Consider the following 15,609-nt stretch of genomic DNA (forward strand, 5'->3'; position numbering starts at 1 on the left):
AAACAAAAAAGTAACTTTGGAGGAAATAGACATGCGTCCTGACAAAAAGAATCTGTCCACACTTTCGGCGGCAACGCTGGCAGTTCATGGTGGGAATGTCGTCGACACCACTACTGGTGCTATTCGCACGCCGCTGGTGATGGCCAACTCTTATCTGCTGCCAGATGATCCGTCGACGATGGACTGGTCCAGCCCTGATGGCCTCGTGTACACACGAAACCAAGGTCATAACCAGATATGCCTGGAGAAGAAACTTGCTGCGCTTGAAGGTTGTGAGGCAGCAGCTGTATTTGCTACCGGTGTAGCTGCTTTGCATTCGATATTTTTTGCCTTTTTGAAAAGTGGCGACCACGTTATTGTCAGTGACGTCACCTACGAGGCCGTATGGCGACTGTTCGCGGAGCTTCTGCCGGAGCGCTATGGCATTGAAGCCTCGTTTGTGGATATGGGCGATTTGGAGGCTGTTCGGAGAGCAATCCGCCCCAATACCAAACTTTTTCATACTGAGACAATTGCCAACCCAACTACCAAAGTTGCGGATATTGCTGCGTTGGCCGAGATTGCTCATGCGCACGGTGCACTGATTTCTGTTGATGCAACCTTCACCCCACCTCCGTTCTTCCATGCCAGCCAACATGGGGTAGATCTTGTTGTCCACTCCCTGACCAAGTACATCAATGGCCATGGCGATTCCATGGGTGGGGTGGTTCTGGGTTCCACTCAGATGATCACTACAATCAAGCACGATGCTCTTGTTGATCTCGGCGCGACCATCTCTCCGTTCAATGCTTGGTTGATAATGCGTGGTTCTGTAACGTTGCCTCTGCGTCTGCAACAGCATCTCAGATCTGCTGAAAAATTGGCTGCATTTCTCGATGCAGATGATCGTGTAGCTTTCGTCTACTACCCAGGGCTTCCATCCCACCCACAACATGAACTCGCTCGTCGGCAGTTCGCAGGGCGCGGCTATGGGGCGATGATGGCTTTTGCAGTAAAAGGGAATCCGGACACTCAAAATCGGTTTGTTTCAAATCTGCGTATCATCACTTCTGCAGTTTCCCTAGGTCACGATGAGACCCTTATTGTTCACGTGGGTGCAGAAGGCCGAGGTGGTTTTGACAAGTATCCTGAAGAGTTCCGTACATACGGTCATCTCCGTCTTTCGGTTGGACTCGAAGATCCCGACGATTTGATCAAAGATATTTCCTCTGCGTTGGACGAGACATTCAAGTGAGTTGAGAACTTAAAGGCTCGTGCCAACTTTAGCTTTGGATGTACGATTTTACTAAAAATATGGTCTGGTTGGTAACCCTCCTTTGCCCTCGTACCAGCGGGGGCTTTTTTACTGGGTTCTCAAAGGTTCCAGTTTTACAAGGACCAAATCTCCTGATCATATAAGGTTTTGTCCGTCAGAGTTGTGACGGATCTTTTAATGGAAGCGAATCATGGCTTGGATATGTTTGGTTTTTGCAGGGATACTTGAAGTTGTTTGGGCTTTCTCTATGAAACAATCTGAAGGTATGACCAAGCTTGGGCCGACTGTTGTTACCTTGGTAATGCTAATGGCAAGTTTTGCTCTCCTATCCTTTTCCATGAAAAGTCTACCACTTGGTACAGCCTATACAATTTGGACTGGCATTGGTGCTGTTGGCGCGTTTGCAGTGGGTATCATCTTTTTAGGCGAACCTGCCAGCCTCATGCGAGTTGTCGCAGCTGTCTTAATTGTCAGCGGTCTCGTAATGATGAAGCTGGCTTCAGCTTGACTTTTTCTGTTTCGGTTAGAAAATAAATTATAAGGGTTGGAGTGACACCTCAGCATTTCCTGAGGGATTTCATGCGCTGATTTTTTGTTTGTCTTTGCAGAACAGGTTTTCAGTCAAGCAGATTGCTCTCTGTTACGAGCGGTTTGCTCATAATATTGATCTGTTTGCCATATTTGGATGAGCGAGCCATCGGCGTACTATCAGTGTTCAGTACAAGGACATGAGGTCTTGATTATGACTGAGTATAAAATTTCTTCGGAGGTGTATAGCTGAACTTCTATTGCCGTTGATTGAGTAACGCTTGTCACAGCTCTTAAATGGGCGTGCAGCAATGCAACTATTACGGGTGGCTTATATCCGAAATGTAGTTGCCAAAAGAAGAATCGTTAAAGTCGTCAAATCGTTAACTGCCCTTAATCAAACTACAACATCTAGGGATTCTCATATGATTTCGCTTCGAAAGCTCTTCGTGTTAGCACTTTTCCCACTTTGCGCGAATATCGCGCTGGCCAAGGAATACAAAGAACTGCGTTTTGGCGTTGATGCTTCTTACGCACCATTCGAGTCTAAAGCCTCAGATGGTAGTCTTACGGGGTTTGATATCGATCTGGGTAATGCAATCTGTGCCAAATTGAAGGTCAAGTGTATATGGGTCGAGAGCGATTTCGACGGCACGATTCCTGGTCTGAAGGCCAACAAGTTCGATGGCATTCTCTCTTCCATGACGGTGACCCCCGCCCGCGAGAAAGTCATCGACTTCTCAAATGAGCTGTTCTCTGGCGCCACCTCTTACGTGTTCAAGAAAAATTCTGGTCTGAACGAAGAGGTTACTTCCCTTAAGGGCAAGACCGTAGGCTATTTGCAAGGAAGTATCCAGGAAGCCTATGCCAAAGCTGTTCTGGATAAGGCGGGTGTCAAAACTCAGGCCTATCAGAACCAGGATCAGGTTTATTACGACCTGATTTCCGGTCGCCTCGATGCGGCGATTCAGGACATGCTGCAAGCTCAGTTGGGTTTTTTGAATTCCCCCCAAGGCACTGGTTATGAAGTCAGCAAGCCCGTTGACAGCGAGTTACTGCCAGCTAAAACAGCTATTGGTATCTCTAAAGGTAACAAAGACCTCAAGGCCTTTTTGGATAAGGGCATCCAAGCGTTACACGATGACGGTACCTATGACTTAATCCAGAAAAAACACTTCGGTGATCTGAATCTCTATAGCGGCAAGTAAGGCCCCGGTGCCCGTCCTTGGGGCGGGCGCTTTATTATCGCGATAGGTTCCTGAATTATGTTCGAAATACTGTTGCAGGCCCTCGGGCTCTCCACATACAGCATGAAAGGGTTCGGTCCTCTGTTGCTGGAGGGCGCCTGGATGACCGTCAAGTTGTCAATACTCTCGCTGCTGTTGAGCGTGCTGCTTGGTCTTATCGGAGCCAGTGCCAAACTTTCCAGTGTCAAACTCCTGCGAATCCCAGCACAGCTCTACACTACCCTGATTCGCGGGGTGCCGGACCTAGTGCTGATGCTACTGATCTTTTATAGCCTGCAAACCTGGTTGACCGGGATCACACAGGCACTGGATTGGGAATACATAGAGATCAATCCGTTTGTTGCCGGGATCATCACGCTGGGGTTTATCTACGGGGCCTATTTCACTGAGACCTTTCGCGGGGCGATGTTAGCTGTGCCCCGTGGACAGGTGGAAGCGGCCACCGCCTATGGCTTAAGTCGCACTCAGCGCTTTCGCTTTGTGGTCTTCCCGCAAATGATGCGTTTTGCTTTACCGGGTATTGGCAATAACTGGATGGTCATCCTCAAAGCCACCGCACTGGTGTCGATCATAGGCCTTGCTGACTTGGTAAAGGCAGCCCAGGACGCTGGTAAAAGCACCTATCAATTGTTCTATTTTCTGGTCTTGGCAGCGCTTATTTATTTGGTGATTACCAGTACTTCAAACTATGTCCTGCGTTGGTTGGAGCGGCGTTATGCGGCAGGTTCCCGGGAGGCTGTACGATGATCGAACTCTTGCAAGATTACTGGAAGCCTTTTCTCTATAGCGACGGCCACCAGATCACGGGGTTGGCCATGACCTTGTGGTTGCTCAGTGCCTCAATCTTCATCGGCTTTTTGGTGTCGGTCCCGTTGTCCATTGCCCGGGTTTCATCCAAGTGTTACCTGCGCTGGCCCGTACAGTTCTACACCTACCTGTTTCGGGGAACGCCGCTCTATATCCAGTTGTTGATCTGCTACACCGGGATCTACAGCCTGGCTGCAGTTCGTGCACAACCGGTGCTCGATGCATTCTTTCGCGACGCGATGAACTGCACCATCCTTGCGTTTGCGCTGAACACCTGCGCTTACACCACGGAGATTTTCGCCGGAGCAATTCGCAACATGGCCCATGGCGAAGTCGAAGCTGCGAAGGCCTATGGCCTGACGGGTTGGAGGCTCTATGCCTACGTGATCATGCCATCGGCGCTACGTCGCTCGTTGCCGTACTACAGCAACGAAGTAATTCTGATGCTGCATTCGACCACCGTGGCCTTCACTGCAACCGTCCCGGACATTCTGAAAGTTGCTCGTGACGCCAACTCGGCGACCTTTCTGACCTTTCATTCGTTCGGTATTACTGCGCTGATTTACCTGATGGTTACCTTCGCTCTTGTCGGATTATTCCGCATCGCCGAGCGCCGTTGGTTGGCTTTCCTTGGTCCGGCTCATTAGGGCTTGGTACTCCATATGGCCGCTCATTAGGCCTCGGGCTTTGTCGCCGGCTGTCACAGCTGCACAGCGACGCCACATTTTCCCTTAGAGGATGATTGCGCACATGTACAAATTGACTGTTGAAGAACTGCACAAGAGTTACGGTAACCACGAAGTACTCAAGGGCGTATCTCTGAAAGCCAAAACTGGTGATGTGATCAGTTTGATCGGCGCCAGTGGGTCAGGCAAAAGTACCTTTCTGCGCTGCATCAACTTTCTCGAAACACCCAATGACGGAGCCATGAGCCTGGACGGCAAGCAGATTCGCATGGTCAAAAACCATCATGGCATGCAGGTGGCCGATGCCGCTGAGTTGCAAAGGCTGCGCACCCGTCTAGCCATGGTCTTCCAGCACTTCAATCTGTGGGGCCACATGACCGTTCTGGAAAACATCACGATGGCCCCGCGCCGGGTGCTGGGTGTCAGCAAAAAAGATGCCGAAGATCGTGCCCGACGTTATCTGGACAAGGTGGGGCTGCCAGCGCGTGTTGCGGAGCAGTTTCCAGCATTTCTCTCTGGCGGTCAGCAACAGCGCGTGGCGATTGCACGAGCATTAGCGATGGAACCGGAGGTTCTGCTGTTCGACGAACCGACGTCGGCGCTGGATCCGGAACTGGTGGGCGAAGTACTAAAGGTGATTCAGGGCCTGGCCGAAGAAGGCCGGACCATGATCATGGTGACCCACGAAATGAGCTTTGCCCGCAAGGTGTCGAGCCAGTTACTGTTTCTGCATCAAGGCCGAGTCGAGGAGCAGGGTGGGGCAGAGATTCTGGATAATCCACGCAGCGAGCGCCTTCAACAATTTCTTTCTAATGGACTGAAGTGAATAGAGTTAACAATGAAAAGGAAGGAAAAAATCCCGATTTTTCACGAACATTGGGGCGTATTGATGAGGCTATCATTGACGTATTACGCCGTGACGGGCGCATTACTTACCAGAAATTAGCAACGCTTGTGCACCTGACCGCAAGCCCTTGCCAGCAACGCGTACGCAAGTTGGAGAGGCTAGGGGTGATTCGCGGTTACGGTGCGTTCATCGATGTGCAAAAGGTCTCACCAGGATTGTCACTACAGGTATTAGTCGCTATATCGAGCCAGAATCGGCGCACTGCACAAAAAGCCTTCGAAGCATGTGTAGATAACTGTCCTCAGGTCTTGGAATGCCATCTTATCAGTGGTCCGTTCGACTACAGCCTGCGTATGCGCTGTAAAGATATGAAGCACTATCGTGCGCTTACGGAAGTTTGGTTGGAGAATGAGGACCTGTGTATCGACAAACTGGTTGCCTATCCTGAATTGTCTATTGTTAAGCATTCGTCCACACACCACGACTAGCGGTGCAGTGTAAAAGATACGGGCTACGCATGAGATGAGGTGGCGCAGGTCTTAAAGACTGCCGTGGGAGTTAAATAATAAAAACAGAAATTTTTAATCTCGGGTAAATTTCCAATGACTGTCCACTTAAGGTTCAGCCACAAAGTTCTGCTCGCCGCATCGCTCGTAGTCATTGCAGCATTCTCATTATTCACACTGTACAACGATTATTTTCAGCGCGACGCTATACGTACAAACCTCGAAAGCCACCTTGAGGGGATGAGCAAAATTGCTGCAAGCAATGTCCAGGCTTGGCTGTCTGGACGTGTTCTGCTGATAGACACCATCGCTCAGACTGTTGCCAGCGACAATACGCCGGACAGTGTGGTGCGCCTACTGGAACAGAAGACGCTGCTTTCAACATTTAACTTCACCTATCTTGGGGGTATCGACGGCAGCTTTGCGATGCGACCAAAAGACGAATTGCCCGCCGATTATGACCCGCGTACACGGCCTTGGTACAAGGATGCGATGGCCGCTGGGGGTACGACTTTGACTGAGCCGTACCTGGATGTATCCACTGGCCAGTTGATGATGACCATCGCTACTCCGGTTAACCATGGAAACCAACCTCTCGGTGTGGTCGGTGGTGACCTGACCTTGGATACCCTGGCGAAAATTGTCAGTTCGCTCGATCTGGGCGGCATCGGTTATGCCTTCTTGGTCAGTGCCGACGGCAAGATACTTGCCCACCCGGATAAAGACCTGGTGATGAAAAACCTTGTCGATATCTATCCGCAAGACACGCCCACTATCAGCACCCATTTCAGTGAGACCGAGCAGGCGGGTGTTCCTTATATTTTGATGTTCTCGCCGGTCAAGGGGCTGCCCTCGGTCAACTGGTATATCGGTTTGTCCATCGACAAGAAAAAAGCCTACCAGGCGTTAGGCGATTTCCGCGCTTCAGCTATTTTCGCCACTCTGATTGCCGTGCTAATCACGTTGCTTCTACTGGGCATGCTAATCCGCGTATTGATGCAACCTCTGAGGTTAATGGGTAAAGCCATGCGCGATATAGCCCAGGGGGAGGGGGACCTGACCCGGCGTTTGGCCGTGCATTCTCAAGATGAGTTTGGAGAATTGGCCTGCGACTTCAACCTTTTCGTGGAGCGAATCCAACATTCAATACGCGAAGTCTCATCAGCGACCGAACAAGTCAACGAAGTGGCAAAGCGAGTCATGCTTGCCTCCAGCTCATCCATAGCAAACTCCGACGAACAGGCCAATCGCACCAACTGCATTGCAGCAGCGATCAACGAGCTGGGAGCAGCCGCTCAGGAAATCGCGTGTAATGCCGGTGATGCCTCACTTCAGGCGTCAGATGCACGCCTTCAGGCTGAGGGTGGCCGGCAAGTGGTAGCTCAGACGATCAACGCCATGAACGAGTTGTCAGGAAAAATTCGTGCATCTTGCAGCAACATAGAGACGCTGAATGGTAAGACGGTGAGCATTGGTCGGATCCTTGAAGTGATCAAGGGCATTTCCGAACAGACCAACCTACTAGCGCTCAATGCCGCTATCGAGGCTGCACGGGCGGGCGAGGCAGGTCGCGGTTTCGCTGTGGTGGCGGATGAAGTACGCAGTCTTGCCTACCGCACTCAGACATCGGCACAAGAAATTCATACGATGATTGAGGAGCTTCAGGTCGGCGCTCGTGAGGCGGTTTGCACTATGAGCGAAAGCGAGCGCTATAGCCATGAAGGTGTGGTTATCGCCAACCAGGCTGGCGAGCGACTAGGGAGCGTTACTCAGCGTATTGGCGAAATTGATTGCATAAATCAGTCTGTAGCCACTGCTACTGAAGAGCAGACCGCTGTAATCGACTCGTTGAATATGGACATCACCGAGATCAAATCCCTCAACCAAGAAGGCGTGGAGAATCTCCAGGCCACCTTGCTCGCCTGTGATGACCTTGAGCAACAAGCCAGCCGACTCAAACATCTGGTGGATAGCTTCCGTACTTAAGTTGAATACATCGAACGCTGCTGATTATTAATAGTTTTTCCTGCTCAGTGGGAACCCTGAGTTCTTGATACTGAGGGCCCATTGAGCAAACTGAATCGCATCGCGTTTCGGATGTATCTCCTTGCCTTAAACGAGGCCAACTCAAAAAGCTATGAGCAAATCGAGCTACTTCGAGGCATTAAAATTCAATCACTCGATCAACAATATCCGACCTCTGCGTGACCCGTGTTAACGATGGAACGAACTACACATGATGCCGCCTTTCTCAATCGGGTGATTCACCTACAAGCATCGTTCCTCGCAGGCTTGGGCGGAAACGAAAAGCCTATCTCACGTTTTTGTCGGAGCTAAGTGTTCATGCGCGTGGATTTCTGTGTAATAGACTTCTGCATCAACCAAGTGAAATCGAGGACTTGCTGCAAGAAACATTCTTGGCCGTGTATAGCAGGCGCGAAACGTACCTCCCAGATCAACCAGCGACGGCGTGGGTATTTGCCATTGCGCGCTACAAACTCGCTCGAGGTGGGCGCGTCATGATGCGTTTCACGACTCGCTAGACAATACAGCTGCCTGCCTGTGATTGAGCAGAGTTTGCAGCACTTAACGTTGATGAGCTTTATATCCTCGCACTTTGCAGGCGAGCCTCCCTTACATGAAACAGGTGAAGTCCATGACCGTTCGACCCATGCTGCCGGGTATCCGTGCCATTGAAGCTGAAATGATTGAGTTGCGCCGTCAGCTTCATGCTTATCCGGAGCTCAGCCTTAAGGAGTTCAAAACCTCAGATCTGGTTGCTGCCAAGCTCGAGTCGTGGGGGTTTGAGGTGCATCGTGGCTTTGGGGGGACTGGTGTTGTAGGGCGTTTGCAGCAAGGTTGTGGAAGTAAGGTCATTGGTATTCGGGCAGATATGGATGCGCTGCCGATTCAGGAGCAGACCGGATTGCCGTATGCGAGCCAGCATCCAGGCGCCATGCATGCCTGTGGTCATGACGGCCATACTGCAATGCTGCTGGCTGCCGCGCAGCACCTAGCCAGCAGCCGGCAGTTCGACGGTACGCTGGTGGTCATCTTTCAGCCCGCCGAAGAAAGCGATGGGGGCGCGCAGAAAATGCTGGATGATGGTCTCCTGGAGCGATTTCCCTGTAATGCGTTGTTCGGTATGCACAACATGCCTGGGTTGCCAGTAGGGAAGTTGGGTTTTCGGGCCGGGCCGTTCATGGCCTCCACCGATACTGTTGAAATTCGAATTGATGGTACGGGCGGGCATGGCGGAATGCCACATAAAGCCATTGACCCCATACTTACTGGAGGGGCAATTGTCATGGCGCTGCAGAGTATTGTGTCGCGCAATACGGATCCTCTGGAGACGGCGGTGATCACTGTGGGCTCCTTTCATTCTGGTGAGGCGCCCAATGTCATTCCGGGGCATGCAGTACTCCAATTATGTGTTCGCGCCTTGAAGCCTAACGTTCGTGCCGACCTTCTCAAGCGGATTGTCCAGGTTGCCCAAGCTCAGGCGCTTAGCTTCGGCGCCAGTGTCAGTGTGGAGGTTGATAGGGAAGAATCATTGCCACCCTTGATCAATGATCCTCAGCTTACTGCGTTTGCCAGACAGGTCGCTGTTGATTGGTTGGGTGAAGAGGGGGTGATTCAAGACATGGCACCTATTGCTGCCAGTGAAGATTTTGCAGTGATGCTTGAGCATTGTCCTGGCAGCTATCTCTTTATCGGTAATGGTGATGGGGAGGGGGGGTGCATGGTGCATAACCCTGGGTACGACTTCAACGATGACTGCCTGGGGACGGGGGCTAGTTACTGGGTTCGGTTAGTTGAACAGTTTCTGGTTTGAGCTGGTTGAGATCAGGTGCAGTACTTACCCGATCCAGTAGCATTTGTGAGTGAGAGACAGGAGCAGCATAGTCACCAGCGCAATGATTGCGGCACTGGTGAAAACCAGGGATTGCCTCCCCGGCAAGCCCCCCATGAATAAAGAAAGTAACTGTCCGGAAAAAATCGCAATTGAACGGTACGCAAGGTTACGTTCCATCTGAAGTACGTCACTCCGCTCAACGGTCATGTGGTTGTCGGTCCAGGCCAGGAACGTTGAAGTGCTTCATTCAAAAAGCGGGTGAAGGCTTGCACCCGAGCGGTATGTCTCAGGTCCTGATGGGTGAGGACCCAAAGTCCCGTTTTGAGGGCGTTGAGTCCTACGAACGGGACCCGCTCTAGCCCGGGGGTTGAATCTCCCAAATAGCAGGGAAGTGCGGCTATTCCCAAGCCCCCCAGCGCTGCTTGCCTAAGGGTGACTAAAGAGTCGGCCTTGAAAACGATGGACGTTGCAGGAACGCTGGCACGCAGCCATTTTGCAATATCCATTTGACCAAGTGCGAGATCCGGGGCAAGCCATCGATTGAAGTGCGCCGGATCAACGCTCCCATGACGCTCAGAAAATCCCCTGGCAGCGTAAACGGCAAACCCGACATCGGCGATACGCCTACCGATCAATGCGTCGGGAGGACTGTCACTGGTTCGTATTGCTACATCTGCATGCCGTTGGGCCAGATCGCTGATGAAATTGCCGGTGGTGACTTCAAGTGATATCTCGGGATGGAGTTCACTGAACCCTCCAAGTGCCTTCGGTAAAATGGATGCCATTAAAGTATCGCAGGTGGTAATGCGGAGTATGCCCTCTAATCGCAGATCCTTGCCTTCGAGTTTGCGGGACAGTTCGCTGACGGCGATATTCATGATTTGTGCTGTCTGCAGTAATTCTTCTCCGGCGTCAGTCATTGTGTAGCCGGTCGAGAGGCGATCAAATAGTCGAAATGCATGAAGTTTTTCGAACGCATTGATACGCCGCAGCACGGTGGTGTGATTAAGATGAAGTGCGCGTCCGGCAGCGGCAAAAGACTTTTGTTCGGCAACGGCAAGTATCAGGCGTAGATCGTCCCAGTCCCAAGTGTGCATATATGCAGTCCGTAATAGCTAATTTGCAGATTGTAGGGTTGCTGATTACTCGCAACAATATATTCGGAAGGCAGCGCAACGTGCGCTGTCAGTGTTATTTTGGAAGTTGTATGGACGATTTTAAAGGTATCTCCTATGGTGTTTTATTGCTTCGGCTGACAGCTGGTATTGCGTTGCTGGCGCACTCTCTATATTTAAAGGTTTTCGTTTTTACAATGTCAGGTACTTCAAGTTTTTTTGAGTCGATTGGCTTGCCGGGTGTGTTGGCGTGGCTGGTTCTCGGAGTTGAGGTCACCACGGGTGCAATGCTGGTGCTGGGCTTTAAAACTCGCTATGCGGCCTTGGCGGCCATTCCTGTTTTATTGGGTGCCACCTGGGCGCACTCGGGTAATGGCTGGCTGTTCAGCAGTACCGGCGGGGGCTGGGAGTACCCGGCATTCTGGACGGCGGTGCTGATTGCTATCGCGCTGTGTGGCGATGGTGCTTATGCCCTAACGAGGCAGCGTGCATCGGATAAAAATGCCGCCAGCTGAAAGACGGAACAGACGTCCTGAAAAAACCATGACCGCTGCCCAGGCCGAAGCTCCGTTGCCACCTGAACTCTGGTGCGGTTTTTGGCCAACTGGCGGATCAGTGCAACTGCGCAATGAAAAGCCACCCTGATGAGGTGGCTTTTCATCACATGCTACGGGCCTCTTGCTTTAGTCGACCAGTATTCGAATGTTTGAGGTGCCCCACATGGTGTAAACATCGGCGAGCAGTGCACCGTTATTGATGTCTTCCAATTCAGCTTGTGTAATCTCGGCATCGCCTTGTTTGCCATAAAGCGTTACGGTATCGCCGGGCTTGACGTTTTTTATGTCGGTCACATCTACCATAACTGTGTTCATCGAGATTTTTCCGACCGTGGGCACTTTCACGCCATTGATAACGACAAAAGACTTGTTGGTAAACACTCGGCGGTAGCCATCTGAGTAACCTACTGGGATGTTGGCGAGCCTGGAGTCTCGAGTCAGTGTGAGGGTGCGGTCATAACCCACTGTGTTTCCGGCAGGATAGGTGTTGACCGCAGCAACCTTGCTTTTAAGTGACATGACGCGTTTCAGCTCGGCGCGGCCGATCAAATCGCCGTAAAGTGCTCCGCCCACGCGCACCATGTCCAAGTGGGTTGCCGGGACGTCAAGCGTTGCGAACGAGTTGGCACAATGAACGGTAATTTCGTCACGGTTCAAGTGGGCTGTCTTGATGATCCAGTCCTGCTCCGACATGAACTTGTCATAGGCCTCCATGACGAAGGCCTTATCCTCGACAGCGAAGTGCGTCATGATCCCGGTGACCTTCAGTCCCTTCATTGAGGTGATTTCCAGCACGTCTTTTTTGCCCTGCTCGGTGGCAAGCTCCAAGCCATTCCTACTCATGGCGCCCGCATTGGTAACGAGATGAATTTTGATGGGCTTGCCATTGTGTTCTGCCAGCGTGCTGATGGCTCGGGCTACCTGTGCATTGCCGATAAGCTCTTCAATGTCATAAGGCAATGCGCTGACGATTTCTCCCTCCGTGGCTTGCCGAACGCGAATTATTTTTCCTGTGTAGCCCTCTTTTCTGGCAATTCGCGCTTCTTCATTACTCGCAATGCCGAGGCAATTAATGCCCGCTTCCATGATCGTCGGAATCAATAATGCGATACCGTGGCCATAAGCATCTGCTTTCATCACAGCGCACAAGCTACTGCCTTTCGATAATCTGCTTTTTACGAATTCGATATTTTGCTTGAAAGCAGATTTACTGATCTCTAACCAGGCGTTTGTTTGGGATATTGTTGCATTTACATCCTGTTTGAAGTTGTATTCCTGCAACAACGGTGCAGCGACAGCCTGAGTGCCAAGTGCAATGAAACCTACTGCGGCAAAGTGAGAAAATGTTGTTTTCATTATTTCATCCTTTGAATGCTTTTTTGCAGGGGAAGTTGGTTCCGTGTTATTCACTCAATGCTACACCTTCAATGCATAGGTGCCAGTTGGCAAATGGCTTGCTGCATTGAGCGTTTTGCTTGTTGTAGCAAGCTAACTGCTCGTGCGGGTTATTCTGAAGTTAGTGTTTTTGCTGTTTCTCCAGGTGGGCGGGGCGGTGTAGGGGCAGTTCGTGAGAGGGGAGGTAACTGATGAAGCACCTACTGTGGGTTGTTTGTTGCAGCTGGCTGGCTGCTTCATGCCAGCTTTTCTGCGTCAGATCGAAGACTTGTCGTACGGCCTCGCTGCCCAATCGCTGACGGGCCTGGACTACGGCGCTGGGCACGACCAGCGGACGTTGCCCGGGCAGCATGATGTTCATGCGACTGACCACATCCCACGCCGACATGCGTCGGAAAAACGCTATGGAGATGACGCACCAAAGCATCATTTCCAAGGGTAAGCGCCGCTTGCGCAAGGTGGCGACACCGGCCTGTTCCAAGGCCTGTTCGACCAGCGATGGATCAAGCAACGAGTCCAATCCCTTGAGGGAATCGGGAGTCGAGACGAAGTTGTGGGTCAGTTCCAGTGCCCGAGCCAGACGCATAAAAAAATCCGATGCCTATTCAGGCATCGGATTTTGATTTCTTGCGGGCAAAGTTCAAGCAATGAGGCTTAACTGATCGGCATTAGCCGTGGCGGGTTCTTTTTTCAAGGCCATCAACCTAAGTGTCCGGCATTTCCATCAGTGGTTGATCACTGATGGCGTTAAAAAATCGGTGGTCTCATGCGGCAATTTTCACTGCTTCCATGAATTTTTGAAGGCGTGTTGAGTCTGTTCCTTTGAGCAAGACTTGCGGTGGAGCATCATAAATAATCTCACCGCTTTCCATGTAGACGACGCGGTCAGACACGTTGAACGCGAAGTTCATTTCGTGGGTGACAATCACCATTGTCATCCCTTCCTCTGCCAACTGGGTGATGACTTTCAATACCTCATTCACCAGTTCGGGATCTAGAGCTGATGTTGGTTCATCAAACAGCATCACCGCAGGTTGCATAGCCAGGGCTCGAGCAATAGCAACGCGCTGTTGCTGGCCGCCTGAGAGTTGGTGAGGATATTTGTTCGCGTGTTCGGCGAGACCGACCTTCGCAAGCATTGCGAGGCTAAGCTGTTTCGTTGCCTCCCGGGTGTTATGGCGATGGTAGAGAGGGGCCATCATCACATTTTCCAGTACCGTGCGATGAGCATGTTGGCGCTGACGCCGAATTGACCCAGTTGCCGAGATGTCACTGACCTAGGCTGATTCCTCGAAAAACATTGCCTGTGTAGAGTTTGTGCCGATTTAGAGGTGGGGCAGTTTTGCGTCGGCACGTGGGTCAATTCGGAATCGGCCTCAACATAAGGTGATCTAATGGTCGATTCTGTAGGCAAGTGGCAGGCCTGGCTGATCCTTCCAGCCCGCGCTCCGCGCTGATTTTCAACCACTTGCGCGAGGTAGCGCGCTACAGATTGATGGAGAGCAACCCCAAGTACCTGGAGCTGCGCACATGATCAGGACTGAGCGCTATCCATTTGATGCAGGCTCCCCTTCACAGCTCTGCGACCGTCGTACGCAGACACGGATGAGGTTTTCGGCGTACGGCGGCTAGCATTTTAATCATGAGAGCTCTCGCGTTTGTCGGACTAATTAAATGATTTTATTCTCCTGAATATTTAATGCGTATTTATTATGCGCGATATTCGGGAGTTACTTTATTCAGTAATAAAATGGCTCAAGCCGCCTTTGATTTCTCCCGACTGCCGCTCGCGGTGTCGCGGTGTCGCGGTGTCACGGAACAGCCGAGGCGACATGCCGAACGTCGATTTGAAATGCCGGCTGAAGTGGGAACTGCTGCTATAGCCCCAGGCGTAGGCGATCTCGGTGAGCGAGCGGTGGGCATGTTCCCGGTTGCGCAGGTCTTCGGCACAACGTGACAGGCGCCGCTGCCAGATGTATTCGCTGACACTGCACCCCAGTTCATCCTGGAAGGCGCGGTGCAGGCTGCGCACCGAGCACCGTTCGGCGTTGGCGATGCGTTCGATGGTCAGGTCGCGGTCGGCCAGGTGGCGCTCGATGTACGCCTTGAGGCGGTTTTGCTTGAAGAAGCGGAAGTCGTGTTCGAGTTGCTTTTCTTCCTGTTTGTTCTTCAGCGCGTTATCCAGCAGCCCGGTGATGCTGTCACCGATCAGCCCGGCCGAATGGTTGTTCAGCAAGGGGTATTGGTTGTAGGCATCGCTGATCAGGTGCATGAGCATCCGCCCCAGTCCATTGCGACCGTTAAGGTGCATGTCGGCGGTTTGCGCGAGCGGCTCGGATGCTCCCTGGAACAGCAGGATGAAGTGTTCGCAACCTTGCGTGCTGGTCACGTTGAACGGTTTGCCGCAGTCCACCAGGAGCATTTCGTCAGGGGCCAGCACGCTGCTTTGCTGGCCCTGCTCGAAATGACTGACGCCAGCTACCTGCATGATCAACATGCGCGGCGTATCGAGGGCGTCGATCGCTTTGCTCAGGTGGCGCGAATATCGATGGGCGCTGGCGGTCATTCGACAGAAACGCAACTGGCCCAGGTCCCCGTACTCCAGCCGACCCTGGAAGTTGCTGTCATGCAACGGGTCGATGAACGTCGATTCCAGCCGTTTTATATAGTCCGGCGTACGCCCCAGGTGATCGCTCATGAACTCTTTCCATTTCATCAGGCGGTCGGAGCGAACAACCTGATCGGTGGACACGCAGGCTAAATGGTTCATTTTTCGCCTTTATTTATTATTGTTCTCTGACGGATCGGGC

General features: G+C 51.9%; 15 protein-coding genes and 2 pseudogenes. 12 read left to right on the top strand and 5 right to left on the bottom strand.

Going from position 1 to position 15,609, the window contains the following annotated elements; genetic code table 11:
• Positions 1–31: 31 nt before the first annotated feature.
• The 11 genes and pseudogenes from ACSQ87_RS14635 to ACSQ87_RS14685 all read left to right on the top strand — a co-directional run bounded on the left by ACSQ87_RS14635 (position 32) and on the right by ACSQ87_RS14685 (position 9,711).
• Positions 32–1,234 (top strand): trans-sulfuration enzyme family protein, encoded by a 1,203-nt coding sequence (locus ACSQ87_RS14635; RefSeq protein ID WP_436273730.1) that lies wholly within the window; start codon positions 32–34, stop codon positions 1,232–1,234.
• 211 nt (positions 1,235–1,445) lie between these two features.
• Complete coding sequence (locus ACSQ87_RS14640; protein ID WP_095152999.1) at positions 1,446–1,763, top strand: DMT family transporter; 318 nt, start codon at positions 1,446–1,448, stop codon at positions 1,761–1,763.
• 445 nt (positions 1,764–2,208) lie between these two features.
• Entirely contained in the window at positions 2,209–2,991 is a 783-nt protein-coding gene (locus ACSQ87_RS14645) for a transporter substrate-binding domain-containing protein (RefSeq protein WP_436273731.1), read from the top strand.
• A gap of 57 nt (positions 2,992–3,048) precedes the next feature.
• Positions 3,049–3,777, top strand: coding sequence for an ABC transporter permease (locus ACSQ87_RS14650; RefSeq protein WP_064676932.1), 729 nt, complete (start codon positions 3,049–3,051; stop codon positions 3,775–3,777).
• Positions 3,774–4,484 (top strand): ABC transporter permease, encoded by a 711-nt coding sequence (locus tag ACSQ87_RS14655; RefSeq protein WP_095152997.1) that lies wholly within the window; start codon positions 3,774–3,776, stop codon positions 4,482–4,484. The genes ACSQ87_RS14650 and ACSQ87_RS14655 overlap by 4 nt, the downstream gene beginning before the upstream one ends.
• A gap of 103 nt (positions 4,485–4,587) precedes the next feature.
• Positions 4,588–5,349 (top strand): ABC transporter ATP-binding protein, encoded by a 762-nt coding sequence (locus tag ACSQ87_RS14660; protein ID WP_024777150.1) that lies wholly within the window; start codon positions 4,588–4,590, stop codon positions 5,347–5,349.
• Positions 5,346–5,858: an Lrp/AsnC family transcriptional regulator gene (locus tag ACSQ87_RS14665; RefSeq protein ID WP_436273732.1), complete on the top strand. Its 513-nt coding sequence runs from the start codon at positions 5,346–5,348 to the stop codon at positions 5,856–5,858. Before ACSQ87_RS14660 ends, ACSQ87_RS14665 begins: the two co-directional genes overlap by 4 nt.
• A 114-nt stretch (positions 5,859–5,972) precedes the next feature.
• Positions 5,973–7,004: pseudogene (locus ACSQ87_RS14670) on the top strand (cache domain-containing protein); the annotation flags it as partial.
• Between the two features lie 72 nt (positions 7,005–7,076).
• The gene (locus ACSQ87_RS14675) at positions 7,077–7,862 is read left to right on the top strand and encodes a methyl-accepting chemotaxis protein (protein WP_436275092.1); all 786 of its coding nucleotides are present in this window, start codon (positions 7,077–7,079) and stop codon (positions 7,860–7,862) included.
• Positions 7,863–8,293: 431 nt separating this feature from the next.
• Positions 8,294–8,419 (top strand): hypothetical protein, encoded by a 126-nt coding sequence (locus ACSQ87_RS14680; protein WP_238545206.1) that lies wholly within the window; start codon positions 8,294–8,296, stop codon positions 8,417–8,419.
• 113 nt (positions 8,420–8,532) lie between these two features.
• Entirely contained in the window at positions 8,533–9,711 is a 1,179-nt protein-coding gene (locus ACSQ87_RS14685; RefSeq protein ID WP_436273733.1) for a M20 aminoacylase family protein, read from the top strand.
• A gap of 224 nt (positions 9,712–9,935) precedes the next feature.
• On the opposite strand, the gene ACSQ87_RS14690 is transcribed toward ACSQ87_RS14685, so the two are convergent.
• Positions 9,936–10,829: a LysR family transcriptional regulator gene (locus ACSQ87_RS14690; protein WP_436273734.1), complete on the bottom strand. Its 894-nt coding sequence runs from the start codon at positions 10,827–10,829 to the stop codon at positions 9,936–9,938.
• A 110-nt stretch (positions 10,830–10,939) separates the two neighbouring features.
• Here ACSQ87_RS14690 and ACSQ87_RS14695 point away from each other — a divergent pair, with 110 nt between their 5' ends.
• A complete protein-coding gene (locus tag ACSQ87_RS14695) occupies positions 10,940–11,362 on the top strand; it encodes a DoxX family protein (RefSeq protein ID WP_436273735.1) in 423 nt (140 codons plus the stop codon).
• Positions 11,363–11,530: 168 nt separating this feature from the next.
• Here ACSQ87_RS14695 and alr read toward each other — a convergent pair whose 3' ends face one another.
• The 4 genes and pseudogenes from alr to ACSQ87_RS14715 form a co-directional block, all read right to left on the bottom strand.
• Entirely contained in the window at positions 11,531–12,760 is a 1,230-nt protein-coding gene (gene alr, locus ACSQ87_RS14700; RefSeq protein ID WP_436273736.1) for an alanine racemase, read from the bottom strand.
• Between the two features lie 160 nt (positions 12,761–12,920).
• A complete protein-coding gene (locus ACSQ87_RS14705) occupies positions 12,921–13,385 on the bottom strand; it encodes a transposase domain-containing protein (protein WP_436273737.1) in 465 nt (154 codons plus the stop codon).
• 178 nt (positions 13,386–13,563) lie between these two features.
• Positions 13,564–14,025, bottom strand: a pseudogene (locus tag ACSQ87_RS14710) (amino acid ABC transporter ATP-binding protein); the annotation flags it as partial.
• A 509-nt stretch (positions 14,026–14,534) separates the two neighbouring features.
• A complete protein-coding gene (locus ACSQ87_RS14715; protein ID WP_436273738.1) occupies positions 14,535–15,569 on the bottom strand; it encodes a helix-turn-helix domain-containing protein in 1,035 nt (344 codons plus the stop codon).
• Positions 15,570–15,609: the final 40 nt, after the last annotated feature.

The sequence above is a fragment of the Pseudomonas sp. LjRoot277 genome, assembly GCF_964253845.1.
Lineage (GTDB): Bacteria > Pseudomonadota > Gammaproteobacteria > Pseudomonadales > Pseudomonadaceae > Aquipseudomonas.